Source organism: Puia sp., assembly GCF_035546395.1.
Lineage (GTDB): Bacteria > Bacteroidota > Bacteroidia > Chitinophagales > Chitinophagaceae > Puia.
This window is the reverse complement of sequence record NZ_DASZXR010000019.1, coordinates 510,652-535,593: the sequence shown is the minus strand read 5'-3', so window position 1 is coordinate 535,593 and position 24,942 is coordinate 510,652. Positions and strand designations below refer to the sequence as shown.

Annotated in this window: 24 protein-coding genes; 12 read left to right on the top strand and 12 right to left on the bottom strand. The window is 53.3% G+C overall.

Annotation, left to right across the window (positions count from 1 at the left end; translation table 11 throughout):
- Nucleotides 1-68 precede the first annotated feature (68 nt).
- From VHE34_RS28645 to VHE34_RS28635, 3 genes are all read left to right on the top strand, one after another.
- Complete coding sequence (locus VHE34_RS28645; protein ID WP_325594514.1) at nt 69-1,025, top strand: TIGR01777 family oxidoreductase; 957 nt, start codon at nt 69-71, stop codon at nt 1,023-1,025.
- Between the two features lie 5 nt (nt 1,026-1,030).
- Nucleotides 1,031-1,402, top strand: coding sequence for a CoA-binding protein (locus VHE34_RS28640; RefSeq protein ID WP_325594512.1), 372 nt, complete (start codon nt 1,031-1,033; stop codon nt 1,400-1,402).
- A 110-nt stretch (nt 1,403-1,512) separates the two neighbouring features.
- Nucleotides 1,513-1,986, top strand: coding sequence for a ribonuclease H-like YkuK family protein (locus VHE34_RS28635; RefSeq protein WP_325594510.1), 474 nt, complete (start codon nt 1,513-1,515; stop codon nt 1,984-1,986).
- A 42-nt stretch (nt 1,987-2,028) separates the two neighbouring features.
- On the opposite strand, the gene yihA is transcribed toward VHE34_RS28635, so the two are convergent.
- Entirely contained in the window at nt 2,029-2,652 is a 624-nt protein-coding gene (gene yihA, locus VHE34_RS28630; protein WP_325594508.1) for a ribosome biogenesis GTP-binding protein YihA/YsxC, read from the bottom strand.
- A 42-nt stretch (nt 2,653-2,694) separates the two neighbouring features.
- Here yihA and ubiE point away from each other — a divergent pair, with 42 nt between their 5' ends.
- Nucleotides 2,695-3,450 (top strand): bifunctional demethylmenaquinone methyltransferase/2-methoxy-6-polyprenyl-1,4-benzoquinol methylase UbiE, encoded by a 756-nt coding sequence (gene ubiE, locus VHE34_RS28625; protein ID WP_325594506.1) that lies wholly within the window; start codon nt 2,695-2,697, stop codon nt 3,448-3,450.
- 116 nt (nt 3,451-3,566) lie between these two features.
- Nucleotides 3,567-4,289 (top strand): PorT family protein, encoded by a 723-nt coding sequence (locus tag VHE34_RS28620; protein ID WP_325594504.1) that lies wholly within the window; start codon nt 3,567-3,569, stop codon nt 4,287-4,289.
- Between the two features lie 59 nt (nt 4,290-4,348).
- On the opposite strand, the gene VHE34_RS28615 is transcribed toward VHE34_RS28620, so the two are convergent.
- Nucleotides 4,349-5,971, bottom strand: a complete 1,623-nt coding sequence (locus VHE34_RS28615) for a hypothetical protein (protein WP_325594502.1) — start codon at nt 5,969-5,971, stop codon at nt 4,349-4,351.
- 47 nt (nt 5,972-6,018) lie between these two features.
- Nucleotides 6,019-7,782, bottom strand: coding sequence for a hypothetical protein (locus tag VHE34_RS28610; protein WP_325594500.1), 1,764 nt, complete (start codon nt 7,780-7,782; stop codon nt 6,019-6,021).
- A gap of 36 nt (nt 7,783-7,818) precedes the next feature.
- On the opposite strand from VHE34_RS28610, the gene VHE34_RS28605 reads away from it, so the two are divergent.
- The 3 genes from VHE34_RS28605 (at nt 7,819) to VHE34_RS28595 (ending at nt 12,136) form a co-directional block, all read left to right on the top strand.
- Complete coding sequence (locus VHE34_RS28605) at nt 7,819-9,159, top strand: dihydroorotase (RefSeq protein ID WP_325594498.1); 1,341 nt, start codon at nt 7,819-7,821, stop codon at nt 9,157-9,159.
- Between the two features lie 17 nt (nt 9,160-9,176).
- Entirely contained in the window at nt 9,177-10,493 is a 1,317-nt protein-coding gene (locus tag VHE34_RS28600) for a MutS-related protein (protein ID WP_325594496.1), read from the top strand.
- Nucleotides 10,494-10,588: 95 nt separating this feature from the next.
- Nucleotides 10,589-12,136, top strand: a complete 1,548-nt coding sequence (locus VHE34_RS28595) for a YifB family Mg chelatase-like AAA ATPase (protein WP_325594494.1) — start codon at nt 10,589-10,591, stop codon at nt 12,134-12,136.
- A 15-nt stretch (nt 12,137-12,151) separates the two neighbouring features.
- On the opposite strand, the gene VHE34_RS28590 is transcribed toward VHE34_RS28595, so the two are convergent.
- The 8 genes from VHE34_RS28590 to VHE34_RS28555 form a co-directional block, all read right to left on the bottom strand.
- Nucleotides 12,152-12,688, bottom strand: coding sequence for a carboxymuconolactone decarboxylase family protein (locus tag VHE34_RS28590; RefSeq protein ID WP_325594492.1), 537 nt, complete (start codon nt 12,686-12,688; stop codon nt 12,152-12,154).
- A 23-nt stretch (nt 12,689-12,711) separates the two neighbouring features.
- Nucleotides 12,712-13,188 (bottom strand): DUF983 domain-containing protein, encoded by a 477-nt coding sequence (locus VHE34_RS28585; RefSeq protein ID WP_325594490.1) that lies wholly within the window; start codon nt 13,186-13,188, stop codon nt 12,712-12,714.
- A gap of 81 nt (nt 13,189-13,269) precedes the next feature.
- Nucleotides 13,270-14,796 (bottom strand): hypothetical protein, encoded by a 1,527-nt coding sequence (locus VHE34_RS28580; protein WP_325594488.1) that lies wholly within the window; start codon nt 14,794-14,796, stop codon nt 13,270-13,272.
- A gap of 6 nt (nt 14,797-14,802) precedes the next feature.
- Nucleotides 14,803-15,288, bottom strand: coding sequence for a hypothetical protein (locus tag VHE34_RS28575; protein WP_325594486.1), 486 nt, complete (start codon nt 15,286-15,288; stop codon nt 14,803-14,805).
- A 14-nt stretch (nt 15,289-15,302) separates the two neighbouring features.
- Nucleotides 15,303-17,003, bottom strand: coding sequence for a GMC family oxidoreductase (locus VHE34_RS28570; protein WP_325594484.1), 1,701 nt, complete (start codon nt 17,001-17,003; stop codon nt 15,303-15,305).
- Nucleotides 17,004-17,030: 27 nt separating this feature from the next.
- On the bottom strand, nt 17,031-17,582 hold the full coding sequence (locus tag VHE34_RS28565; RefSeq protein ID WP_325594482.1) for a gluconate 2-dehydrogenase subunit 3 family protein: 552 nt from the start codon (nt 17,580-17,582) through the stop codon (nt 17,031-17,033).
- Between the two features lie 41 nt (nt 17,583-17,623).
- Nucleotides 17,624-18,385 carry a sugar transferase gene (locus VHE34_RS28560; protein ID WP_325594480.1) on the bottom strand — a complete coding sequence of 254 codons (762 nt, stop codon included), beginning with the start codon at nt 18,383-18,385 and terminating at the stop codon, nt 17,624-17,626.
- Nucleotides 18,386-18,785: 400 nt separating this feature from the next.
- The gene (locus tag VHE34_RS28555) at nt 18,786-19,538 is read right to left on the bottom strand and encodes a sugar transferase (RefSeq protein WP_325594477.1); all 753 of its coding nucleotides are present in this window, start codon (nt 19,536-19,538) and stop codon (nt 18,786-18,788) included.
- Nucleotides 19,539-19,891: 353 nt separating this feature from the next.
- Between VHE34_RS28555 and VHE34_RS28550 the strand changes: the two genes are divergently transcribed.
- The gene (locus tag VHE34_RS28550) at nt 19,892-20,893 is read left to right on the top strand and encodes an SDR family oxidoreductase (protein ID WP_325594475.1); all 1,002 of its coding nucleotides are present in this window, start codon (nt 19,892-19,894) and stop codon (nt 20,891-20,893) included.
- Nucleotides 20,894-20,975: 82 nt separating this feature from the next.
- Nucleotides 20,976-22,598, top strand: a complete 1,623-nt coding sequence (locus tag VHE34_RS28545; protein ID WP_325594473.1) for a hypothetical protein — start codon at nt 20,976-20,978, stop codon at nt 22,596-22,598.
- Here VHE34_RS28545 and VHE34_RS28540 read toward each other — a convergent pair.
- Nucleotides 22,513-23,769, bottom strand: coding sequence for a glycosyltransferase (locus tag VHE34_RS28540; RefSeq protein WP_325594471.1), 1,257 nt, complete (start codon nt 23,767-23,769; stop codon nt 22,513-22,515). The two genes, VHE34_RS28545 and VHE34_RS28540, sit on opposite strands and share 86 nt — an antisense overlap.
- Nucleotides 23,770-23,812: 43 nt before the next feature.
- Between VHE34_RS28540 and VHE34_RS28535 the strand changes: the two genes are divergently transcribed.
- The gene (locus tag VHE34_RS28535) at nt 23,813-24,628 is read left to right on the top strand and encodes an FkbM family methyltransferase (RefSeq protein WP_325594469.1); all 816 of its coding nucleotides are present in this window, start codon (nt 23,813-23,815) and stop codon (nt 24,626-24,628) included.
- Nucleotides 24,629-24,769: 141 nt separating this feature from the next.
- Nucleotides 24,770-24,931 carry a hypothetical protein gene (locus tag VHE34_RS28530; protein WP_325594467.1) on the top strand — a complete coding sequence of 54 codons (162 nt, stop codon included), beginning with the start codon at nt 24,770-24,772 and terminating at the stop codon, nt 24,929-24,931.
- The last annotated feature ends 11 nt before the right edge of the window (nt 24,932-24,942 follow it).

Here is a 24,942-nt window from a genome sequence, read left to right as displayed (position 1 = left end):
AGGTCAAGCCGCCGTCGCGGCTTTTATTTGGCGTAATTTATTTCAATTTATACTGAAAATTCAGAAACATGGAAAACAAAAAGATCATTATTGCGGGGGGAACGGGATTCATCGGGCGGGCGCTGGCGGAGCGTTGGGGGAGGGATAATAGTGTGATCGTTCTTACCCGGCAATCTCTAACGGCAAGGGGTAAATACAATATCGACTATCGGCATTGGGACGGGCGGACGGTGGAGAGGCATTGGGTTGGCGAGTTGGAAGGCGCCGACCTTGTGTTGAATCTTGCGGGGCGCAGCGTCAACTGTCGGTATACGGCCCGCAACCGCCAGGACATTTCCGATAGCCGTGCCGATGCTACGCGGGCACTCGGGCAGGTGATCCGGGAGGCAGTGGTGCCGCCGAAGCTTTGGGTCAACGGGAGTTCCGCAACTATTTACCGGCATGCCCAGGACCGGCCACAAGATGAATATACAGGAGAGATTGAGGATGATTTTTCGGTACGTGTTTGCAAGCGCTGGGAGAAGACCTTCGAGGAGCAACGCACTCCATTTACCCGCAAGGTCGCGTTGAGGCTGGCGATAACGCTCGACAAGGACGGACCGATGGTTCGTTATACGAACCTGGTAAAATTTGGGTTGGGGGGTCAGCAGGGGAGTGGCCGGCAGATGTTCAGCTGGGTGCATATCGAGGATGTGGCCCGTGCTATCGAATGGTTTCTCGATCACTCTGAGCTGGAAGGCACTTATAATCTTTCTTCGCCGATGCCTGTTACGAATCGCTTTTTTATGTCGACGCTGCGTAAGACAGCCGGGCGGCGTTTCGGGTTGCCGATGCCGGCGCCGCTGTTGAAACTGGGAGCAGCTCTCATTGGCACCGAAACGGAGTTGTTGCTGAAGAGCCGGTGGGTGGTGCCGACCAGGCTGCTGCAGACGGGATTCCGGTTTCGGTATGAAAAGCTGGAAGAGGCAGTATGCGAGATCACTGATGCGAGGGCCGATGAACAAATCGTGCGTTCGATTGTATAATTCATATGCCTGCTCCTGTAAAAAAGACGTTGATCCTTGGAGCCTCCGACAATCCGGGGCGTTACAGCTACCTGGCCATGAACCGGCTGCGCGGCAACGGTCATCCGGTAGTCGCCATCGGGCGGAAGCCCGTTGCGGTGGGGGATGTGACCATCGAAACGGAGAAAAAGGATTTTCCCGGGGTCGACACCGTGACTCTCTATCTCAATCCGCGCGGGCAAAAAGAGTACTACGACTATATACTCTCCCTTCGCCCCAAACGGATCATTTTCAATCCTGGTGCAGAGAATGAAGAGTTTGCGCGATTGGCGCAAGCAAACGGCATTCAACCGATCGAGGCCTGTACACTGGTACTGCTCAGTACGGGTCAATATTAGGCGGAACAGTTAGCTTTAACGAGCATCCGCAGGGCTTAATAATACATTAATGTGCAGTCGATTTTGTCAATCAGCGGTTTTTCATTAAATTCGAAAAACCCTTTATTATTATGCTATGGCGAAAATTTAATGGGGACGTCATCGAACTCCCCATCATTGAAGCCGTTGAGAACGCGATCCGCCGCGAGACCGAAAAAGGTTACCGGCTGAAGGTCTGCATCGGCACCGACTCCCAGGTAAAAGGTTTGGAAACGGAATTTGCCACTGTCATCGTCTTTCTTCGGGAAGGTCATGGCGGGTTCATGTTCATTCACAATGAAAAGACCCGGCACCAGTACACGATCAAGGAAAGAATGTTGGTCGAGGTGGCAAAGAGCATCGAGATTGCTTATGAGCTTTGCAATCTTTTCAGCAAGTATAATGTCGATATGGAAGTGCATGCCGACATCAATACGAATCCGCATTTCAAGAGCAATGATGCGCTGAAGGAAGCGATGGGCTATATCCTTGGGATGGGCTTCGCTTTCAAGGCCAAACCGGAGGCGTTTGCGAGCAGCAGCTGCGCAAATAAGGTTGTGAACTAGTCCGTCCCGCCGTCTATCCGCGAACGGTAAATGGTCGTGAAATCACGACCCATGGGATCTTCTCCCCTCTTCGAACTCCTTGTTCATCTCTTCGATCACTCCCAGTATCTTATCTCTCCCCATTCTTTTTACGGCGCTGGTGACAAAATGCTGTGGCAGGAATTGCCAGGTTTCCCGCATCTTTTCCAGAAAAGCTTTCACGTTCGCACTGACGGTGCGCTGATTCTCCTTGTCGGACTTTGTAAAGACGAGGGTGAAGGGCACCCGCCACCCGCCGAGGCGGTTGATGAATTCGAGGTCGATCTTCTGAGGAGAATGACGGCTGTCGAGGAGGACAAATACATTGACGAGATTCTCTCTTTTGCGCAGGTAGTCTTCGATCATCTTCTCCCATTTCTTTCGCTGGGCCTGGGAGACCTTTGCAAAGCCGTAACCCGGCAGGTCGACGATGTACCACTCGTCGTTGATGCTAAAATGGTTGATCAGCTGCGTTTTGCCCGGGGTTCCGGAGGTCTTGGCCAGCTTTTCATTGTTGGCCAGCATATTGATCAGCGAGGATTTCCCGACGTTGCTTCGGCCGATGAAGGCGTATTCCGGGCGATCGGGTTTTGGCGCCTTTGTGTGATCCGGGCTGCTGATGACATAGATGGCGGTGCGTATATCCATTCTGCGGGAATAAGCCCGTAAGATACGTACCTTTGCCGTCCTATGGCTAATTATTCGCATGACCGGATCGTTCCCTTCAAGGATTCGCAGCTGGGCAAGAAGCAGCAGGTGGCCGAGATGTTCGACAAGATCGCCTTTCGCTACGACTTCCTGAACCGATTTTTGTCCGGGGGGATCGATATCTACTGGCGGCGAAGAGCGATCCGCGAGGCAGGGGCGGGGATCGGCGCGGGCGGAGCGATCCTCGATGTAGCCACGGGTACGGCGGATATGGCGATCATGATGGCGCGGTACTTGCCCGCTGTTCGCATTACCGGTGTTGATATTTCCAATGGCATGTTGGAGATCGGGCGGCAGAAGGTCCAGCGTCTGCAGCTTGGCGAGAGGATCGACCTGCAGGCCGGCGATAGCGAATCGCTTCAATTTGCTGATGGGTCCTTTGATGCGATCACGGTGGCTTTTGGCGTTCGCAATTTTGAGAACCTGGAGAAAGGATTGAAGGAGATGTTGCGGGTGCTGAAGCCGGGCGGGAGACTGGTGGTGCTGGAATTCTCCCAACCCCGGACGCCGGGTCTCCGGCAATTCTATGACCTTTATCTCCGGTTGGTCGCTCCGAATGTGGGGAAAATGGTGTCGAGCAGCCGGGAAGCTTACCAATACCTGAACGATTCGGTCAAAGCCTTCCCGGAAGGCGCCGCCTTTACCCGGATCATGGACGGCTGCGGGTATATAAATACCCGGCTGCGGCGGCTCAGCCTCGGCATTTGCACTCTTTATATTGGTGAGAAGGGCAATTAATCGACTGTTCCAACGTTATTTACACTTACTTCAAAAAAAGCCTATCGAGATTATCTACCCTCAAAACCTGACCAAGACCGGCAGGAAAGCTTTATCTAATTGATTTTAAAGAGATTATGAAAAGGGTAGTAATTTTTTCCGTACTTTTTTTCGGCTGTTTACTGGCGGGCGGATCTGTTTCGGCTCAGTTGAGGGATTATCTCAACCTGCCGGATCATGACAGCAAGAAATATTACATCGGTATCGGGTTGATGTATACCAATTCGCATTTGCAGGTAAGCGCGCATCCGACCTTCCTTCAAAGCGACAGCATCCTCTATGTCACTCCGGGAAATTCCGGGGGATTCGGGGTATCCGGGATGTTCACCTTTCGCCTGATGGATCATCTTGAGTTTCGCTTTGCCTTCCCGGAGTTCATCTTTGCCAACAATACGCTGGCTTATCATGTCAACCATCCGCCGGCGGGGGAAACGAATGTTGCGACCAAACAGATACAATCGTTGCTGCTGGGTTTTCCCGCGCAGGTGAAATTCCTGTCCGATCGCATCAACAATTTCCGTGTCTACATGATGGGCGGGATCAATTACCGCTATGACCTGGCGTCTAACTCATCGGCCCGTAAGGCGCAGAATTTGGTCAAGCTTCTTCCTTCCGATATGAGTATCGAGGCCGGGGTCGGCTTCCAGATCTATCTTCCCGTGTTCATCCTGACGCCAGAGCTGAAGATCAGCGAGGGCATCAAGAATATTCACAGCCGCGACGCCAATCTGCAGTATTCAAACGTCATCGATAAACTAAAATCAAGGATGATTGTTTTTTCGTTGATATTCGAGGGCTAGACTTCCCTTCTTATCACGCTTTGATCGTTGACTGTTGCGGTGCTACCGGCGATGTGAGGCTAGCTCCAGTCGAATTTCACCACCCTTCCATTGAGACGCCATTTTTCCGGCTGCGGTTGTGTGAGCCAGTCGAGCGGTTCGCCCAGGGGCTGTACCCGCGCGGCCATCGCGAAACATTGCTTTATATAGGCTTTTTGTTCCTGGCCGATGGCTTCCGGCTGTGCGGAGATGAACAGGGGTGCGCTGCTTTCGGCAAGCAGTTGCATCCATTGCCGGTTCTTTGTCCAGGGGATCTGTGTTGTCACTCCTACGCAGTCGCCATCCGCTGCATAAAAAGTGTTATGCTGGGGTAGCCGGAAGCCCATCGTATTGACGCCGTATTTCCCTACCCGTGGCCATTCCCGGCCACTGGTGTCATCGCCGATGCGATTCAGCTCGAAAAGTCCCGCCGAGAGATGACTCATCGTGTTGCAGCCGATGATATACAATGGTCCGGCGGCTTTGCGGATGGTCCGGTAGAGACGGAGGATGATCTCGGCATTGGTCAGGGAGCGGTCATAGCAGTGCCATCCCGGCACTGTCAGTTCTTCGTTCATTCGAGAGCCCCAGCGGCCGAGGAGATCATAGGTGGAGTAGTCGTGTTTGACCATCTCGAAGCCCCAATTCCTGTATAGCGCGATCGTTTCGGCGATACGCTCATCATTTTCGGGGATCGTGGGATCGAGATAGCGTTCTTTCGAATCCTCCTGGCCTTTTCGGACGGGGAGCAGGCGGGTTACGGACTCCTTCTCTTTTGCCAGGAGGGGGCGGGTCCACAGGCCGGGGCGCATTCCAATGTTCTTTATCTCTGCCGCTACGGCGGACATATCGCCAAACTTTGCATTCGGGCGTTGGAAGTCATCGGTCTCCCAGCCGTCATCGATGACGGAAAAGGGCCGGTTCCGATTGTCGGGGGCAAGACCGGCCATGCTTTTTGTTGTCTCGAGTATCAGTTGCCGGGAGTTGTTCCCGTAGGCGAAATACCAGTCGTTGATGCCATAGACCGGCAGGGCCGGAAGGCGGGGGCTGTCGCATAGCAGACGGCAGAAACGGTGGTCGGTGGCAAAGGGAGTCTCACCCGGCCGGCCTTTCATCGTGACGACAGAGGCCGCATGCAGGGTGCGGTCGCCAAGCAGGACGCCAGCGCCACCGGAATGGGTGTCCAGGACCAGGTTTAATTCCCGTGGTGCGACCTCCCAATCGGCGATGGTGCGGGCGCCCGTCTTTACTCCAACGCACACTGTTTCCCTGCCGTCGTTGATCAGGATATACCAGGGCGCCTTTCGCGGCGCTGTAATGGGACTCCATTGCAGATCGCCGTAGCTGCGCTCCCACTGGTCACCAAGAAACCTGGCGCCGGCATCAAATATCCGTTCCCAGGTCAGCTTCACTTTTTCGAGTTCTTTTCCCGGGGCCCGCAGCCGTATATCGAGGGCGGGTCCCGTGTGCTGGAGCGAAACTTCGAAGGGTCCACCGGCCCAGCGGTCCCCGGATCTTTGCAAGACCGTCCACTGGCCGTCGCTAAGCACCGATACAGAGCCCGGTAGATCGAGGGCTTCTGCCGGACCGGCGACAGCGCGTTGCATGAATAAGAGGGAGGCTGCGGAAAATCCGGTAAACTGGATAAATCTTCTTCTGTCCATTCCGCCAATATACGGAAGAAAACGCGTCCCGAAGCTGGGGATGCCGATCAGTAATCATATTCCCGCCGGAACATATTGATCCGTATCCCGGCCGAGAACATCGTGGAGTTGTTGCTGCGATAGAAGCCACTGGGGTCGTGCACGGAATAATTGCGATATTGGGCGGAGAGATCGATAAAGAGATTTTCCTTCCATTGATAGCTGACCAGCCCCGACACCATAAAGCAGTTGGCCGGAACGCCGCTGCCGATCTGGAAACCATAATCGCGGGGGCGGGTATCGTAGCTCTCGAAGATGTTGCTGCCGAAATTCTCGCCGGCCGAGTCCAGCCCCTGCCTGTAGTAGATGATCTTTCCTTCGAGATTCCATTTGTAGGCCGGTTGGTAGTGTGCGATGGCGATGAACTCATCGAAGTTAGCTCCGAGAGGGTGTGCCAGTGGCTGGTTATAGTGGCTGAAATTGGATACGGTATCGTTGTGCGTATAGGTGAAGGGACGAACGATGTTTGTCTCGAACTGCAGATCCAGGTTGTTCACGCTGAAGGCGTCCACATATTTCAACCCCAGCTGGAGGCCTTGCTTGTTGGCCCAGTACCCTTGCCCGTAGTGCAGGATCTGGTGAAGGATGAACTCATTGATCACCAGCTGACCATAGAACTGCACGGCATGCCCGATATTGGCCTTCCAGTCGATGCCGGCGGTGGTCTTATCGGGGCTGCCGTTCTGCTGCTGCGCCGAGACCAGGAAGATGACGGGATTCAGATACGAGAAGTCATAGTGGTCGGCGCGGCTGAACACCACGTTCTCGTAGAGGCCTAGGTTGAGCCATGGGGTGGCGTTGACGTTGAGATGATGGACCACCGCATACTTCTTGGGATATTGGTAGTCATTATGGATGTAGTGCTGGCTGACCAGCTCCATATAGATGGTCTGGTAGTTGAGCTTCCAGATGCGGGTGTTGAACTTCAGGAAAAGATAAGGAGCGGCGTAGTCACTGAGGAACAGGCTGCGATAGCCGTTGCCGATGAAATTCTTATCATAGCCGAATTGCCAGTCGACGTATTTCCAGGTGTTGAAGTAGATGGAGGCACGGTTGTCGAAATAGTCGAAGCCCGTCTTTCCGAACGATTTGTAATACCCGGCTCCCGGCACCGCGTTGAACGCGGCCACGCGCTGCTGGAAATAGCCCGGACCGCGTTCCTGGTTGTCGGTGAGCCAGGCCGAAAAGCCCAGTTTATTGGCGATGAGTCCCCGGAGGGTGATGCCTTTTGAATTATAGAAGACCCGTTGTTTGTTGCCGGATTCGTAGGATTGGGTCTGCTGGATGGCCGGGTCGACGACGAGGAAGAAATCCTTATCTTCCACCTCATAGAAATTGGCCTTATTGCGGTAGAAGGTATTCCAGATCGGGTGTTTGCTGGCGAAGCTGTCCTTTTTCTTCGTGACCCATTCGATATTGTTCATCTCCAGCGAGAAGAGATTGGCGCGATCGACGCTTGTCAGGTGATAAAAATAATCGTAGGGATACTGTTTGTCCAGGGAGTCCGCGGTCTCGGCCACGCGGACGGCCAGGCGGCGGCTGATGGGCTTGGCTGTGCTGATATTGAGGTCGGGGTTGGTTTGCAGCTTGATCTCCATCCTGTCCAGGAAGTGGTCGAATTTCGATCCCTGGGGCAGGTAGCTGGATTGCGCATGGGCCCTGGCCGGCAGCAGCGCGGCCAGCGGCAGGGAAAGAACAAGAAAGGTCAGGGAGGATACAGACAGTGCTATTTTTTTCCGGCGTCTTACAACGGTTTTAATAAATTGCGTCATAATGCTATCAAATAAAGGGAGGATCTATTATTCGTTATGCGTAATTACCTGATCAAGAACGTCGCCATAGTAAACGAAGGTAAGATTAGTACGGCAGATTTACTAGTGAAAAACGGGCGCATCGAAAAAATCGGGACGGAGTTGCAGCCTGCCTATGCCGTCACGGAGGTGAACGGAGAAGGACTTCATTTATTGCCCGGGGTCATCGACGACCAGTGTCATTTCCGGGAGCCGGGACTAACCCACAAGGCTACCATCTATACGGAAGCCCGGGCAGCGGTTGCCGGCGGGGTCACTTCTTTTATGGAAATGCCCAATACGCTTCCCCCGGCTTTTACCCAGCAGCTGTTGGAGGAGAAATACACCATCGGTGCGAACAGCTCACTGGCCAACTATTCCTTTTACATGGGGACGTCCAACGAGAATACCGAGGAGGCGCTGCGCACCAATGAGAAGAAGCGGGACGTCTGCGGGATCAAGATCTTTATGGGTTCTTCGACGGGGAACCTGTTGGTGGATAATTACCTTACCCTCGACAGGCTTTTCCGGGAGAGCGAGGTCCTCATTGCGACGCATTGCGAGGACGAGAAGATCATCCGGCGGAACCTGGAACGTTTGAGGGCGGAAGGGCGGGAGCTGGTGGCGGCCGATCACCCGGTGATCCGGGATGAAGAGGCCTGTTTCGAGTCGTCCTTCACGGCCATCCAGTTTGCGAAAAAGCACAATAGCCGGCTGCATGTTTTTCACCTGACCACGGAGAAGGAAATGCAATTGTTCGGCAATATGCTGCCGCTGGCTGAAAAGCGGATCACGGCAGAGATATGCGTTCATCACCTGCATTTTACAAGCGAAGACTATGCCAGATTAGGGAATAAGATCAAATGCAATCCGGCCATCAAGGCGCCGCATAACCGGGAGGCTTTGTGGAAGGCGATGCTGGACGACCGGCTGGATGTCATTGCTACGGATCATGCGCCGCACACTCTTGCCGAGAAAGAAGGACCCTATGAACGGGCTCATGCGGGGCTTCCGCTGGTCCAGCATTCGCTCCTGCTGATGCTGCACTATGTCCGGGAGGGCCGTATCCCGTTGGAGAAAGTGGTGGAGAAAATGAGTCATGCCGTGGCCACCTGTTTTCGTATCAGGGAACGGGGCTTTATCCGGGAGGGGTACTTTGCCGATCTCGTGCTGGTGGACCTCAACCGGCCTTCGTCCGTGACGCCAGAGTCCATTCTCTACAAATGTGGCTGGAGTCCGCTGGAAGGATTTACCTTCCCTGCGACGGTCGTAAGCACTTTTGTCAACGGGCATCTTGTTTATGGAAATGGCCGCTTTGATGAATCTCAATGGGGACAACGCCTGCGTTTTGACTACTAAACCGTCTTTTCATCATCATGGAAATCGACAATACGACGTACGAGGACCTTTCCCTTTTCAGCAAAGAGGAGGAATTCTCCATTTTCCACAAGCTGGATTTTACCCGAACCCGCGGCGGGAAGGATCTTCTATTGGAATATTTCACCCATCCCTTCAGCACGCCGGGGCCAATCCTCGCCACGCAAAAGATCCTTGGGTTGATCCTTGCGAGGATGGGGGAATGGCCTATGGCGGTGAGCAACGGGACGATCATGGTGATGGAGCGTTTCTACGAGACCCAGATCGATGAGATCCCGCATGGCCAGAACCTGCCGGCGGCGCTTAGCTATAAGATCTTTCACGGCCCCGATTATGCGGTGGTGAGATATTCTGTGGGGCATTTCGGCGATTTTGTGCGGGGTATGAGCCAGATCCTTGCGCTGCTTGGGAGTGCGGACTGTCCGCCGCTGCTGAGTGAGCTGCTGGAAAGGGCCAGGCGGCTGCTCGACGAGGATATCCTTCGTCAATTGGCCAAAACGGGATCCAATGTGAAGCTGAACCCGGTGCAGGTGATCTATTTCGGGCATTATCTCCGTCACCGGTTCAAGACCGCCATGACCTCGCTGATCGATATCCACAACCGGCTCGATGCCTGGTATTCGATGGCGACCGCCATGCAGCGATTCCAACTGAGCTTTCCCGAGTTTTTGGAACAGGAGGACCCCTACCTGGAGGCCGAGCGGTTGTATCATCTTTTGCTTCCCAATCCCGTCGCCTATGATATCCGGCTGGACCGCAATACTAATTTTGTCTTCCTCACGGGGGCCAATATGGCGGGTAAGAGCACCTTTATCCGGAGCGTAGGGGTCGTCGTATTCCTGGCGCATCTGGGAATGGGCGTTCCGGCCCGGTCGATGCGGCTCACGCTTTTCGACGGTATTCTGAGCAACATCAATGTCGTCGACAATATCAGCAAGGGTGAAAGCTTTTTCTTCAACGAGGTGCAGCGTATTCGAAATACATTGGAGAAGATCGGTTCGCAAAAGAAGTGGTTGGTGCTGATCGACGAACTTTTCAAGGGCACCAATATGCAGGATGCGATGAAGTGCTCGAGTACGGTGATCAAGGGGTTGATCCGTATCCGCCGGAGCCTGTTCATCCTGTCGACGCATCTTTATGAGATCGGGGAAGAGCTGAAGGAATACCCGAACATCCTTTTCAATTATTTCGAGACGACGGTCAAGGATGACCAGCTGGAGTTCAGCTACCAGTTGAAGCCGGGGATCAGCAACGATCGCATTGGATACTTGATCCTCAAGAGGGAGAAGGTGGTGGAGATGTTGGAGCGGCTTTAGGCGGCCCGTGGAACATTTTTCTGTGAAACATCGTTGCGTTTTTTTTATCGGCGCGTCGAAATTTTGTCTAGCTTCATCGGCTAAACCTTATGGATATGTTGGTGAAGACGTTTGGAAGTGCGGTGTATGGAGTAGAGGCTATCACCATCACCGTGGAAGTGAATGTGACGGAAGGACTGCACACTTTTATCGTCGGCCTCGCCGATAGCGCGGTGAAGGAAAGCATTCAGCGGATCGAGAGCGCAATAAAAAGCAATGGTTTTTACATGCCCCGGACCAAGATCGTGGTCAACCTGGCGCCTGCGGGTATCCGAAAATATGGCTCTGCCTTCGATCTGCCTATCGCCATCGGCATCCTTGCCGCCAGCGAACAGATAGCCAACCCAGAGGTGCTGAGAAACTATCTCATTATGGGGGAATTGGGGCTGGACGGCAGCATCCATCCCATCAAAGGCGCTCTACCCATTGCCATTCAAGCCCGCAAAGAACATTTCACAGGGCTGGTCGTTCCACAGCAAAACGCTTCGGAGGCAGCGATCGTCAATCAATTGCCGGTGTTTGCCTTTGGGCATCTTCGGGAGGTGATCCGGTTTTTCGAGGATAAGAGTTCGACCTCCGCGGTGGTTGTCGACGCCCGCCGTTCGTTTCTCGAGCAGGCCCCATTACCGGAGCTGGACTTCGGCGAGGTGAAGGGGCAGGAAAATATCAAGAGAGCCCTGGAGATCGCCGCTGCGGGCGGTCATAATGCGATCATGATCGGGCCGCCGGGGGCTGGAAAGACGATGCTCGCCAAGCGGCTACCGGGGATCCTGCCACCGCTCAGCCTGCAGGAAGCGTTGGAGACGACGAAGATCCACAGTGTGGCGGGCAAGCTGCCGGAGCGTACGACCTTGCTTTCCCAGCGGCCGTTCCGGTCCCCGCATCACACCATTTCGGGGATGGCGTTGGTCGGGGGCGGCAGCATTCCCCAGCCCGGGGAGATATCGCTTGCGCACAATGGGGTGTTGTTCCTCGACGAGCTGCCGGAGTTTACCCGAAGTACGCTGGAAATGATGCGGCAACCGATGGAGGATCGCAAGGTGCTGATCAGCCGGGCGGCGCTTTCCGTAGAATTCCCATCCTCTTTTATTCTTATTGCCTCGATGAACCCCTGCCCCTGCGGCTACTACAACCATCCCGGGAAGGAATGCACCTGTCCCGCCGGCGCGGTTTCCAAATATCTTAACAAGATCTCGGGTCCGTTGCTGGACCGCATCGATCTGCATGTGGAAGTGGTCCCCGTGTCCTATTCCCAATTGTCAGCATCGGCCAGCGGGGAAAGTTCACAACGCATCCGTCAGCGGGTGATCGCTGCGCGGGAGATCCAGCGCCATCGATATGAAAAAGGGGGGCATGGCATCATCCACTGCAATGCCCAGATCGGCGGCCGGTTGCTCAGGCTGTACTGCCCGATCGATCAACCCGGTGAGGAACTGGTTCGGATGGCGATGAACAAGATGAAGCTGTCGGTGAGGGCGCATGACCATATCTTAAAGATCGCCCGGACCATTGCCGACCTGGCCGCCAGTGACTGTATCCGGGCCGAGCATCTTGCCGAAGCGATCCAGTTCAGGAGCCTTGACCGCGAGGGATGGGCCGCGTGAATGCCGGAACTTCGGTTAAACCTCCTTCGCCAACGGGAAATCGATCGGGATCTTTGCCAGCCGGAACGCGTAGTTGGTAAGGCTCATCACATTGATCAGCACCAGCAGGTCCATGATGGCGGCATCGCCGAAACCCAGTGCGGAGAAGTCGTGGAGCAGGGCGTCGGGGACTTCGCCGCGGTTGTCGAGGACCGAACGAATGATCGCATAAAGTACCTGCCATTTCTTATCGGGATGGGCGCCGGCGCGGAGGGTAAGCGTGTCCTCTTCCTTCCAGCCGGCCTTGATCGCGGAGGCGGTGTGGGAGGCCAGGCAATATTCGCAGCCGTTTATCTGGGAGACGATGAGGTAGATACCTTCGCGGTCGCGGGCGTGGAAGGTATTCTTCACCTGTCCGCGGACATACTGGGTATACGTTGCGAGGGCATTGGCGGAGTAGCCGATCGTGGCATACAGGTTGGGCATTTTGCCCGTGGCTTGCACGAACTGATCGTAGATGGCCTGGGCATCGGGGGTCAACTGGTCGCGGGAAGGAACGGTGAAAGGGAGCATTGTGTGGGATTTTGCGTGTGAATTTACCAATCGTTCTTGAGAGCGAGGTTGGTTCGTTCGGGGGACTGAGCCGCTTTGGCGGCCCAATCGCGATCGTACCATACGAAGAAATTGAGCCAGATGGTCCGCGACAGCCGCATCAGCGGGGGCTGCAGCACCAGGAGCAGGAGGCCGTTCACCCCCATCCACCAGAACAACCGGTTGTCGTGGAGAGACATCCCGATCAACACTTTCCACGCGATGAACGATGCGACGCTGACGGCTACGGCCAGGGCGTAGCTTACGAAGCCCGTGCCATACCAGAATCCTACTTCTATTTCGAAGGGCTGCCCGCAGACGGGGCAGGTCTCATTCATCTGCATAAACCGTTTCAGATGATAGGCATTGCCATCGACAAAGAGATGGCCCCGGCGGCAACGCGAGCACCGGTTGCGCAGGATGCTTATGATGAGACTGGGTTTGTGAGCGGAGCCGTGGTCATGGGATCTGTCGGCACACATATGATTACGTATTTATTACCACAAAGTTATCATGGTTTTGCCAGGAGCCGGTTGTCCTTTTCCTCCGTTAAATGGTACTTTTTATTTCTTCTTCCGTCGTGACGCCACGGGTGTGACTGTCTTTTTGCCGCTTTTGGTAAGGACCGACCGGGTTGGGGCGGGAGCAGGCTTGCCGGAGTTGGGAGAGGCAGGGGCGGCGGCAAGGCCCCATTTGCCCGGAGTGTTTTCCCAGCGACTGATGGTCTGTGAGAACCGGATCAGCAATTCGTTGTTGGCGAGATAGAAAAGGACCAACGGCAACATCTTGAACATCGCGCGTTTGGTCGTTTCATTGAGATTCATCATCGGCAGCAGCCAGCCCAGCGCGCCGAGACCGATATAGAGGACGACGATGGCATAGAGCCAGTTGCGGGCTTCCCGGTTGAATCGTCTCAGGACGATGGCTTCGGCCAGGAACAGGATGGCAGTAAGATAAAAGATATACCCCCAGAGGTGGATGGCGATCTCCCCGGTCAGCAGGCGATTGAAGATGTCACCATACCGCTGGAACAGCGGGCGAAAGGAAGTAAGATCGTTGTTGACGAGTCCGCCGATATCATAGTGCACAGGGAGATAGTGATTTATATAGAGCTGGGAAGGCAGATAGTAACCCAGGAAGGAGGGCAGGAGGAAGAGTCCGATGGCCACCAGGATCTGTTGTACGGGCATTTTCCGCTTCCGTTGGACGAGGAGGATCAAGGGCAAAAAGAGCAGTGCCAGGGCCAGGGTCTCGCTGCGAATATAGGTGGCGATGCCCATCAGAACGCCGCTGAAGAAGAATTGGTTTGCGGCGCCTGTTCCCGTCCAGGCAAACAGGAAATACAGGCTGAGGAAAAAGAAGATCATGTTGCTGTAGTCATACAGGATCATGAATGTATAGGCATACATCTCCGGCGTCATGATAAACAGCAGCAGGAGCAGGCCGGCGAGCAGCGGATGGAGCCGTTCGCGAAGGGCGTGATAGATGAAGACGGTGATGCTGACAAAGAGGATGCTCAGCCAGATTTGTCCGAAAGGAAAGCCGGCCAGCTTATAGATCACCTGGAGCGATATCAGGAAAGGAGATTTGAACTGGTTGTTCGTAGTCCAGAGGTCGATGCCAAAGAAGGAATTGACGAGGGTATGTTCGGATATGGCGACCTGGGCGATGGCCTCCGGTCCCGAAAGGGCGTCACGGGAGGTAGGTGGAAGATACCAGGCGCGCCAAACGCTGACGAAAATAAGGAAGCCGATGATGACGAAAAAGGGGATCTCATAGGGACGCACCTGGAGGGAAGGGCGGGGAAGCGACTGCCGGAAGGCGGCAAACCCCTGTTTCCGGATGTGGTAGAGAACCGGCCCGCCGAAGGCGACGGCGGCCAGCGCCAGGGAGCCAAATACGGAAAAAGGCGTGATCCCAATGTAAAGAAGCTGCAGTAAAAAGGGAAGGAAAGACGCCACCGCGAGACCGAGCAACAAAGAAAGGGTGACCGTATAAGCCGGCTTCAATTGTATTCTGAAGAGGAAGAGAATGCCATATCCTGTGACCAGGTAACAGAGGAGCAGCAGTAAGAAGGCGATAAGCGGCATAGATGATTATAGGATAGGTGGATATTTTTTATACCGGGCGAGAATCTCCTGCAACTGCTGAGGCGAACGGATGGTGTCGAGTGCGGCCCCATTCCGGGAGATACGCAGGAGAAAATTCGCCTTGTTCACATGCGGGGAGTTGGTCCATACGCCCTCGAGCCCGGTGTAATAGTAAAATACCGCAGGCTCCGGGGCGTGAACATTCGGATAGATATGCAGGGAGTCGCGATAGTAGCTGTTGGGCTCGAACAGGATGACTGCATGGGTTATATTCTTCTTCCGGATGGCGTATAGCACGCGCATGCTGATGGTGTAGGTGATGCCATAACGTTGCGCCCTGACGGTATATTCCCCGACGGTATCGTCTTTTTCCTTCAGGAAATCCGACCAGTATTGCAGGGGTTTGACGCGAAACCATTCCTGGTAATAGCCGAAGTTGAGGACCAGCAGGATAACCCCAAGGGCAATGACCGACAATAAAAAACCTTTCATGGTGTTCGTGGTTTTCACGTGTGTCCAAACATCTTTATGGCGTGGTCCACCGCGCGGGCTGTCATTGCCATATAGGTCAGGGAGGGGTTCTGGGTCGAAGTGGAGGTCATGCAGGCGCCGTCGGTGACGAATACGTTGCCGCAGGTATGGAGCTGGTTCCACTTATTGAGCAGGGAGGTTTTGGGATCAGTGCCCATTCTGACCCCGCCCATCTCATGGATGTCGAGGCCGGGAGCCTGGCCCGAGTCGCCGGTGCGGATATTGGTGAATCCCGCGGCGGTATACATCTCGGTCATCTGTTTGAAGAAATCCTTCAGCATCTTCTCGTCGTTGTTGTCATAGGCGATGTTGATCCTGAGCTGCGGCATGCCCCATGCATCTTTCAGCGTATCGTCGAGGCTTACGGTGTTGGTCTCTTTGGGGATCGTCTCGCCCATCATGTGAGAGCCTACATGCCAGGGGCCGAGGCTTCCCCGGTCCAGGTGCTGCTTCAGCGTCAGCCCAAATCCTTCGGTGGGCCGGTCAAAGCTGCGGAAGGCGGAGAACCCTGCCGCATAGCCACGGAGGAAATCGGCATCCTTATCCTGTTGAGCGACGTTGCGGAACCTTGGGATATAGGCGCCGGTGGGCCGGCGACCGTCCGTGGTACTGTCAAGGAACCCGTTGTACTCGGCGGAGATGTGACCGCGGTAGTTATGAAAGGCTACATATTTTCCCAGCAGTCCGTTGTCATTGCCCAGGCCGTGGGGGAAGCGGGCGGAGGTGCTGTTCAGGAGGATCAGGTTGGTGTTCAGGGCGCCGGCGTTCACAAAGATCAACGGGGCCGTGTATTCGAAGGTCTCTTTGGTGTTGGCGTCGATCACGCGCACGCCGCCGGCTTGTTTCTTTTTCTCGTCGTACAAGATAGAATGTACGATGCTGAAGGGCCGTAGGGTCAGGTTGCCGGTGCGTTCGGCCCAGGGTATGGTGGAAGAATTGGAATTGAAGTAGCCACCGAATGGGCATCCGCGCTGGCATAAATTCCTTTTCTGGCATTGTCCCCTACCCTGTTGCAGATGCAACTGAGTGGGTTCGGTCAGATGGGCGCAGCGACCATAGATGACGTGACGGTCTTTATAGGTCTTTGCCACGAAGTCCTTGAAATAGTTCTCTACGCAGGTAAGTTCGAGCGGGGGCAGGAATTCCCCATCCGGAAGATTTGGGAGCTGATCTTTGTTGCCGGAGATTCCCACGAATTTCTCTACATAGCTGTACCAGGGTGCGAGGTCGTTATAGCGGATGGGCCAATCGATGGCAAAGCCGTCCCGGGCGGGTCCTTCGAAGTCGAAGTCGCTCCAACGCTGTGTCTGTCTTGCCCAAAGGATCGATTTACCGCCTACCTGGTAGCCACGGATCCAATCGAAGGGTTTTTCCTGCACATAGGGGTGATCTGTGTCTTTTACAAAAAAATGCATGGCGTCTTCCCGGAAGGCGTAACATCGGCTAACGACGGGGTTTGCCGTCTTTATCGCGTCGGGTATCTCGCCCCGGTGTTCAAATTCCCAAGGCATCCAATTGGTGGTGGGATAATCCTTGAGATGGCGAACGTCCCTGCCTCTTTCGAGGACGAGGGTTTTATAGCCTTTTTCCGTGAACTCTTTGGCCGCCCAGCCGCCGCTCATTCCGGAGCCGATAACGATCACATCGAAATGGGTATTTTTCAGTATATCTCCCATTGAAAATATTTGTTGGTATTTTTTTGTTCAACTGGCCTGTCCGGCTTTTGTCTTCACGGGAACGCAACCATGCCATCGGCCGGGCACCAACTCGTATACCTGTACTTTCGTCAGGAAGTACTGTGAAGAAGAATAAGCGAGGATCGTAAGCCTTTTTGCAGTAGAGTAGAAAAATCCAAGTTCATCGCCGGGTATCTTCTTTGCCTCGATGGCGGACAGCAGCGCCTCGCGGCCGGCGGGGGCCAGGTTCACAAAGGATGTGCCTCCGGAGGTCTTTGCGGCGGCGTCGAATTGCTGCAGGCCGTTGAGGAAATTAGAGCGGTCGGCGTCGGTGGCGCAATCGTCGAGCATCTTCCAGACAAACCGGTCGGCCGATACTTCTTTCGCGCCGGGAGTGTCGGTTGTCGGGATCAGCGTGGTCGTCAGCGTCTCAAGCAGTTGTTGCTGGTCGCCAGTGACCTTGAAGTGGTTGAGTGAGATGCCCTTGCCGGATGGCTGCCGGAAGCAGGAAGGCAGCAGGGTCGCGCCTGCTGAGATGAGTGCCAGGTGCCGGATGGCGGTGCGTCGATTGATGCTCACATTCGAATATACGACAAAATTGAAATGGAGTTAATGGCCTCCTACGCTATCTTTTTAGCGGATACCAGGGGTTCCGAATTATAAACGGGCCGATTGTTATCGAGAGGGACGGGCTGATCCTTATGAAATAAGGACCGCATCATCAGCAAGGCTGTTCCGATCATGATCTTCATATCCAGCGTGAAGCTGACATTGCGGACATAATACGAATCCCATTGGTAGCGGCGGAAGATGCTTTCGAAAGTAGTGGCGGGACCACGGTACCCCCGGACCTGCGAGAGCCCGGTAATGCCGGGACGGGCCATATTACGAAACTGGTAATTGGATACCAGGTTGGAAAATTCATTCGTATCCTTTAACATGTGCGGGCGCGGGCCTACGATGCTCATATGCCCTAAGAGGACATTGATGAACTGAGGTACCTCATCGAGACAGGTATTGCGCAGAAACTTGCCGACGCGGGTTACGCGCGGGTCGTTGCGGGCAGCCCGGCGGGTGTCGGCATAGTCGTTGACGTACATGGTCCTGAACTTATAGCACCAGAAGGTCCGGCCGAGGAAGCCGACCCTTTTTTGCCTGAAGAAGACGGGCCCCTTCGAATCCAGCCTGATCAGAATGTAAAGAATCGGAAACAACCAGGGGAAGACGAGAAGAATGACGGCGAGTGAAGTCACGACGTCCATTATCCGCTTATAAATCAAATAATTGTATCTATCATTCCAATACTCACGAATGAACTGCCATTTTCCTTTTTCCCAGTTTTCCGGACAATGAACGGACGATTCGACAATTGTGCTCTGCATGTTACGAAGGATTGGTTTTTCTCAACATGATAACGCTTCACTGTGCAACCATATGCTGTTCGCTCTGTAAAAGCAAAATCCTTGTTAATTCATATTATGAATTTCAATGCTCCACTGTCTAGTTAGCAAGAACGGTGCCATTGAAACTCATAGCCGGGTCCGCGCGGTGCGGTTGGATTTCTACCGGAGGTCGGGGTAAAGCTTATCTACGAGGCCTTTGACAAGGCATACCGTAAAAACGTTGCATTGTAATCTGTTAATTAAAAGAAACCCGGAATCCGTTGTGGGACTGGATTTTAGCTCATTTTCCACAGTTTACACGCTCGTGGTCCGGAACTACACGAAAAACCGTGAATCTGACACGTTCATCCTTTGTGGAGTCTGCTAAAAAAGCTAAAGATCAGTTGAGAACATTTTTGGGTTCGATCCACTCGGGATTGATGGCTGAGGGGACCTCATCGATGACGATGAATTTGCTGAGAAGATAAGAGAAGGTCTGCATGGCGGTGCTATGGATGATGCGGATATCGAGCCAGAAGTTGGCGTTGCGAACATAGAAGGCATCCCATTGGTATCGGCGGAAGATCTTGTCGAAGCTTTGTGCCGGACCGCGATAACCTTTTGCCTGGGCCAGACCGGTGATCCCGGGCTTCATCAGGTTGCGCAGTTTGTAAGCATCGACTACTTTGGAGAAGTTCGCGCAATCCTTGTACATGTGCGGGCGGGGGCCTACGATGCTCATGTGGCCTGCCAGTACATTCAGGAATTGAGGAATCTCATCCAGGTTGGAGTTGCGAAGAAACCGGCCCACCCGGGTAATCCGCGGATCATCGTCGGTGGCCTGTTTCGTATTAGCTTCGGCATTCACATACATTGTCCTGAATTTCAGGCAGGGAAAAGACTTTCCAAGAAAGCCTACCCGCTTCTGAACGAAGAAGATGGGCCCCCGCGAATCAAGTTTGATCAGTATGTAAAGGATTGGAAAAAGCCAGCTGAATACCAGGATGAGGGCGCAGAGGGAGAACAGGATATCGAAGATTCTCTTTGTGATGAGATAACTATGTTTTTCGCTCAAGTAGCTTCTCAGTAGGACGGTTTGATTGTGGGTATCTACGTTTCTTTTAGGATATATAAGGCCCTTGGTTTCAACCATAAGACGAGATTTAATGATTTCCTTTTTATTGAATCGAGCGCTAAAGTACAGAAAATTAATGAATTACACCTAAGTAAATCCCAAACACACCGTTAGATGGCGAACCAGGCGCCAAGTTTAAAGACCCTATAACACCTTTTATTATTTCTTTATTGCGGTCAGGTCTTAAAATTATTCAGTTATGGACAAGAAAAGCATTAAGAGAATCAGACATATAAGAGCCCGTGCAAAGGAACGACAATTTATCTGGAATAAGAATACCACTAAGTGGTAGGCTGGCGGAGTATAAAATCCATTGCAGGAAGTTTGCATTTATTTACTTTTACACCTTTATAAAACAAAACCAATATCGAATGTCGTTCAATGTTCTTGTAACCGGGGGCGCCGGTTTTATAGGGTCCAATATCTGTGAGAGGCTGCTTCGAATGCAGGAGATCGGGATGGTGCGGGTCATGGACAACCTGGAAACGGGTTACCGGGAAAACATCGATGATTTTTTACCGAATAAAAAATTCGAATTTGCGGAATCGGACATCCGGGACTTCAATGCCTGTCTTAAGGCAATGGAAGGAATAGACGTTGTGCTCCATCAGGCAGCCCTTGGTTCCGTCCCCCGCAGCGTTCAGAACCCGATAAACACGAACGAGTTCAATATTACGGGAACGTTGAATATCTTCACGGCCGCAAAAGAAAGCAGGGTGCGGAAGATCGCTTTTGCCTCGTCTTCTTCTACATACGGCACCAATCAGGATCTTCCCAAACTGGAGGACAAGATTGGCGATCCGTTGTCTCCTTACGCCGTAACGAAGCTGGTCAGCGAGCTATACGCCAAGGTATTCTCGAATCTCTACGATTTCCGGTATATCGGATTCCGCTATTTCAATGTATTCGGGCCGAGGCAAAGTCCGCGAGGGGCATATGCGGCGGTGATCCCGTTATTTTTCAAGGAAATGCTGGAGGGCCGGTCCCCCGTGATCAATGGCGACGGGACGCAGAGCCGGGATTTCACCTATGTAGATAATGTAGTCGATATCAATGTAGGCACTATCTTCAATGATAATCCCGAGAGCTGGAACAACGTCTATAACGTAGCCTGCGGGTACAAGACCTCACTCAACGAACTCTACCAATATATTGCCGAGCTTACGGGTTACACCGGCAAATCCGTTCACGGTCCCGACAGAAAAGGAGATATCCGCGACAGTTTGGCCGACATCTCGAAGTCCGTTCGATTGTTGAATTATCAACCGAGAGTATCGATCCGTGATGGGTTGAAAAAAACCTTTGACTGGTATCGGCAGCATCGTGATTTTCTCGCGAGTGCTCCGGCCGGCAAAACAGCGATGGCGAAATAATTCGCAGGGGAACGTTTAAAAAAATAACAAATAATTATGATAAATTGCGCTTCATAGAAACCCCTGTAATCTGATTGTTTTTATGAAGAAAGCGCTTCAGGCTGGCCGCTGGCTACGTAATATTAATGTTCCGCTGCTTGTCTTTCTTATCCTGTTCCTAAATGTCAAATTTGTCATAAAGGTCTTTGCCATCGTATTTCTGCTTCTGTACGAGCGAAACTTTCATTTTGGACTTTCCTTCAAGCGATCGAGACTACCGTTGTTCTACTTTGGCATCCTTGTCCTCGAAGCGGTGAAATATCTTGTCGTGGTCAGGAACTACAGCCTGAACTATCTTCTGGTGTTTGGGATGGGGATGTTGCAATGGCTGTTTTGTCTTCTGGCCATACATCATCTGAAGCTGTTTGTGGATCGCGATAGCACGGAAAAGATCCACAATACGATAAGGGCCTTCTACCTGGCTAATTTTGCCGTCTCGCTTCTCTTTGTTCTGATCCTGATCCTTCATCCGGCCTGGCTCACGACCTATTGGGGAGCGGGCGCCGATATTTCGATCAATCACCCTTCGGCCGGCGATACGATCCTGGGTATCAGCTTCGACTCGTCGACGGCGAATGCCACGATCAACTGCCTGGGACTTATCTATTTTCTGTATAAGCGGGATCTCCGTTTTTCCATACTCTGCCTGCTGGTGATCATCTCGTGTACGAGCAATACGACCTTTATCTTCATGGAGATCACCCTTTTGCTGATGGTATTGACGGTACGGTCAAAAGCGCTGCGGGTCCGCTCCCTCGTTGCGATGGTTTCCATGGTCGTGCTCTATCTCCTGGCTTCGGCGCATAACCGGGAATATATCCGAAATTATTTCGTCCAGCTCTATATCGTGAACAAGGACACTTCATTGGCGATCCACCAGGATGATTCGGTGCTGGTCAGGAATGGTAACGACAGCCTGGTCAAGGCGCCGGTGAGGATCGGTGCCGACGCATACAAGGTGAATAAGAAGGGGCTGGCAAAGGCGCTCGACAACCTGTTGTCGATCGAAGAACGGCCGCCGGCGAAAGAGCGGTCATCCGAGGTCGATAGTATTGAAAAAGGAAAGCTCGCCGACTCCACCATCTATCCCGTCATCTCGGAAACGGCCTATAAAAGCAAGCCGGGAAAGCTGATCTCCTTTGCACAAACGTATTTTTTTCTGAAGATGAACGCCCGGCATTTGCTGTTCGGCGCGGGCGTCGGCAATTTCTCCTCCAAACTCGCCTTTCGCGTTTCGGGAATCGGAGTATCGGGAACCTATCCGCAGAGATTCGGGTATGTATCCCCCGAATTCCGGTACAATCATCTCAAGACCTATCAATTCTACGCGGGCCAGGATGCCTCCCGCCACTCGGTGCTGAACTTTCCGTTCTCCGTCTATAACCAGATCAGTGGGGAATATGGACTGCTGGGTATCGCGCTTTTTGTCTTTGGCTATCTGTGGTATTTTGTCTCGCGGTTCCGCCGTCTCTCCTATGGCCGGTACATGCTCTGTGCGCTGCTCGCCTTTTCCCTGATGGAATATTGGTTCGAACTTTTTACCCTCGTTATCGTCTTCGAGCTTTTCCTGTTGCTGAACATCAGGGAAGGGAGAGACTTTCCCGCCAGGACCGAAGGATCGTCTCCCGATCGAAATCCTTTACCCGCCGGTAGCCATTTTCGATAAGAGATTGCCGGAGGGCCGCATCGTCCAACACGGTAAAGAGGGCGGTCAGCCATTCCCGGATGATCCCGGGATCGATACCGTCCCGCATCTCCGCGGTCGGCAATGTCGGGCAGAGAACGCCGTAAGGGGTATATTCTGCCTTGGGCGTACTTTTCGCCAGGTCGGAGTCGGGCGCCATGATCTCCCTTGGGCCGGACTGGCAATCCGCGGAGATTACGGGCAAACCGCTCTGCATGGCTTCCAACAGGGTGTTGGGAAAGCCTTCGAATACGGAAGGAAACAACAAGACCTGGCTATGTCGCATGAACTTGTAGGGATTGGGCTGAAAGCCCAGCAGGAAAATATCGTTGTCGAGGGACCGCGGGTGACTCGCCGCCTGATCGTACACTTTAAGACCGAGTTCAGCCGCCCGGGCCAGCAGTTCGTCCTTTAACATCGCGCCTTTTTCCGCCTCCCCGATGATCACGAGCCGGAAGTCCGGATATCGTTCTTTTATCGCCGGCATCATCTCCAGCAGCAGCCATTGACCTTTGGCAGCTGTGATCCTGCCCACATTGAGCAACACAGGCAGCCCGAACAGTTGCTTCAAAAATTGATCATCGAGGCTTTCTACCGCGAATCGGTCGATCCTTTGGGGATCGAGGTAATTATAGATCACCTTTATCTTTTCCGGCGGAACGCTGAAATTGCCGGACAGGTCCTGGCCTGCAACGCGGGAGGGAACGATGATATGATCGCCACGGGTATAAAGGGTCTTTACGAAGTTGCGAAGGACGCGCATATTCGGAGCGGTGCGCATCTCTGTCGAGAGGAGAGTGCGGACACTCAGAACCGTTCTGCCGCCGCTAAGGACGTTGATGATGTTGGCCTGTTCGCCAAAGCTGACGGTCGTATCGATCTTGTGAATGCGTTTGATCTTCCGGAGTCTTCGGACGAGCAGCCAGAGGCGGATGGCCCTTACCGCTTTGTTGTTGGTAGCCGGGTCGCCCGAGAAGGGGACGTTGATCCGGATGAGCTCGCCTTTATGAGGGTATACTTTATCTATCTTATCGAATACCGCGATCCGGATGGTATAATCTTGTTCGAGATCCATGCTGAGATTGGAAACGACCCTTTCAGCGCCGCCGCCATGCAAGCGAAAAATAAAAAAAAGAACATTTTGCCGGTCCATAGATCCTTGCGTTGATATCGGGTAAATGTACTAACTTAACCCCATGACACCAACAAGGTTCAAAGTCCTCAGGCATTTTTTGCGCCATCGTAATGGCGTGACCCTTCGTCAGATGATGCAATTCTTTTTTGGACCTTCCTATGCGAGCAAGGCGGCCGGTTATATCGAGAAAATCGAGAAGGAAGATCCTTACCTGAAAGTGCAAGTCCGGGGAATACCCGATGTGCTGTACTACCCGATGGATATTCCCGAGCATTCGCTGCATATGTCGGTCGTAGAATGTTTCGATCCACAAAACTGGCATTTTTACGAGATCCCCGAGACAAAGGTCCGGCCGGATGATGTCGTGGTCGATTGCGGCGCCGCCGAAGGCATCTTCGGGCTAAAGGTCTACCGGCATTGCAAGGAGCTGTACCTGATCGAACCTTTGCCAAAGTTCGTCCGGTCGCTCGGGAAGACGTTTGGCGCCGGCGAACATGCGCATATCCTGCCCTACGCTATTTCCGATCGCGCCTTTTCCGCAACCATTTCCGATGCAGATATCTCCTCCGCTATCTCGGAGACCGGCCAGGGAGACAAGATCACCGTCACTACCCTCGACGCCTTGTTCATGGAAAAGAACATTCCCGTCAGCTACATAAAGGCGGACCTGGAAGGACATGACGTCAAGGCTCTTATCGGCGGAGAGCAGCTGATCCGGCGGTTTCGTCCGCGTATCGCGATCACGACTTATCATAACAAGGAGCATGCGGATGAGATCAGGGATTTTCTCCAAAGGATCGTCCCGGCGTACAAGATCTACTCCAAGGGAATTTATCAGCACACCGGTTCGCCGGTGATGTTGCATGCCTGGGTGTAATGACTTCCCGCTGTCGTTGGTATGCCGGTCCTCGCGAAAACAAACGATCTGATGTCCCGAATGATAGATCACCGGCACCTGTGAGTGATTGCTTTTCAAGGGATGCAGGATATAGATCACGCTGGTGAATCCGTGCCGGAGATGAACGGTCAGCTTGTCCGCCGACCGGAGATGCGGTATTTCGATATATTCTTTTTTGAGGTTGGTCTGTCCAAAGGACAATACCGGATCGGCCTGCTGGTCGAGGGTCAAGACGGGGACGCCGCCGTAAAATTCCTTGACCTGTACACCTCGAAAGAATAAGAAAAGCGTAT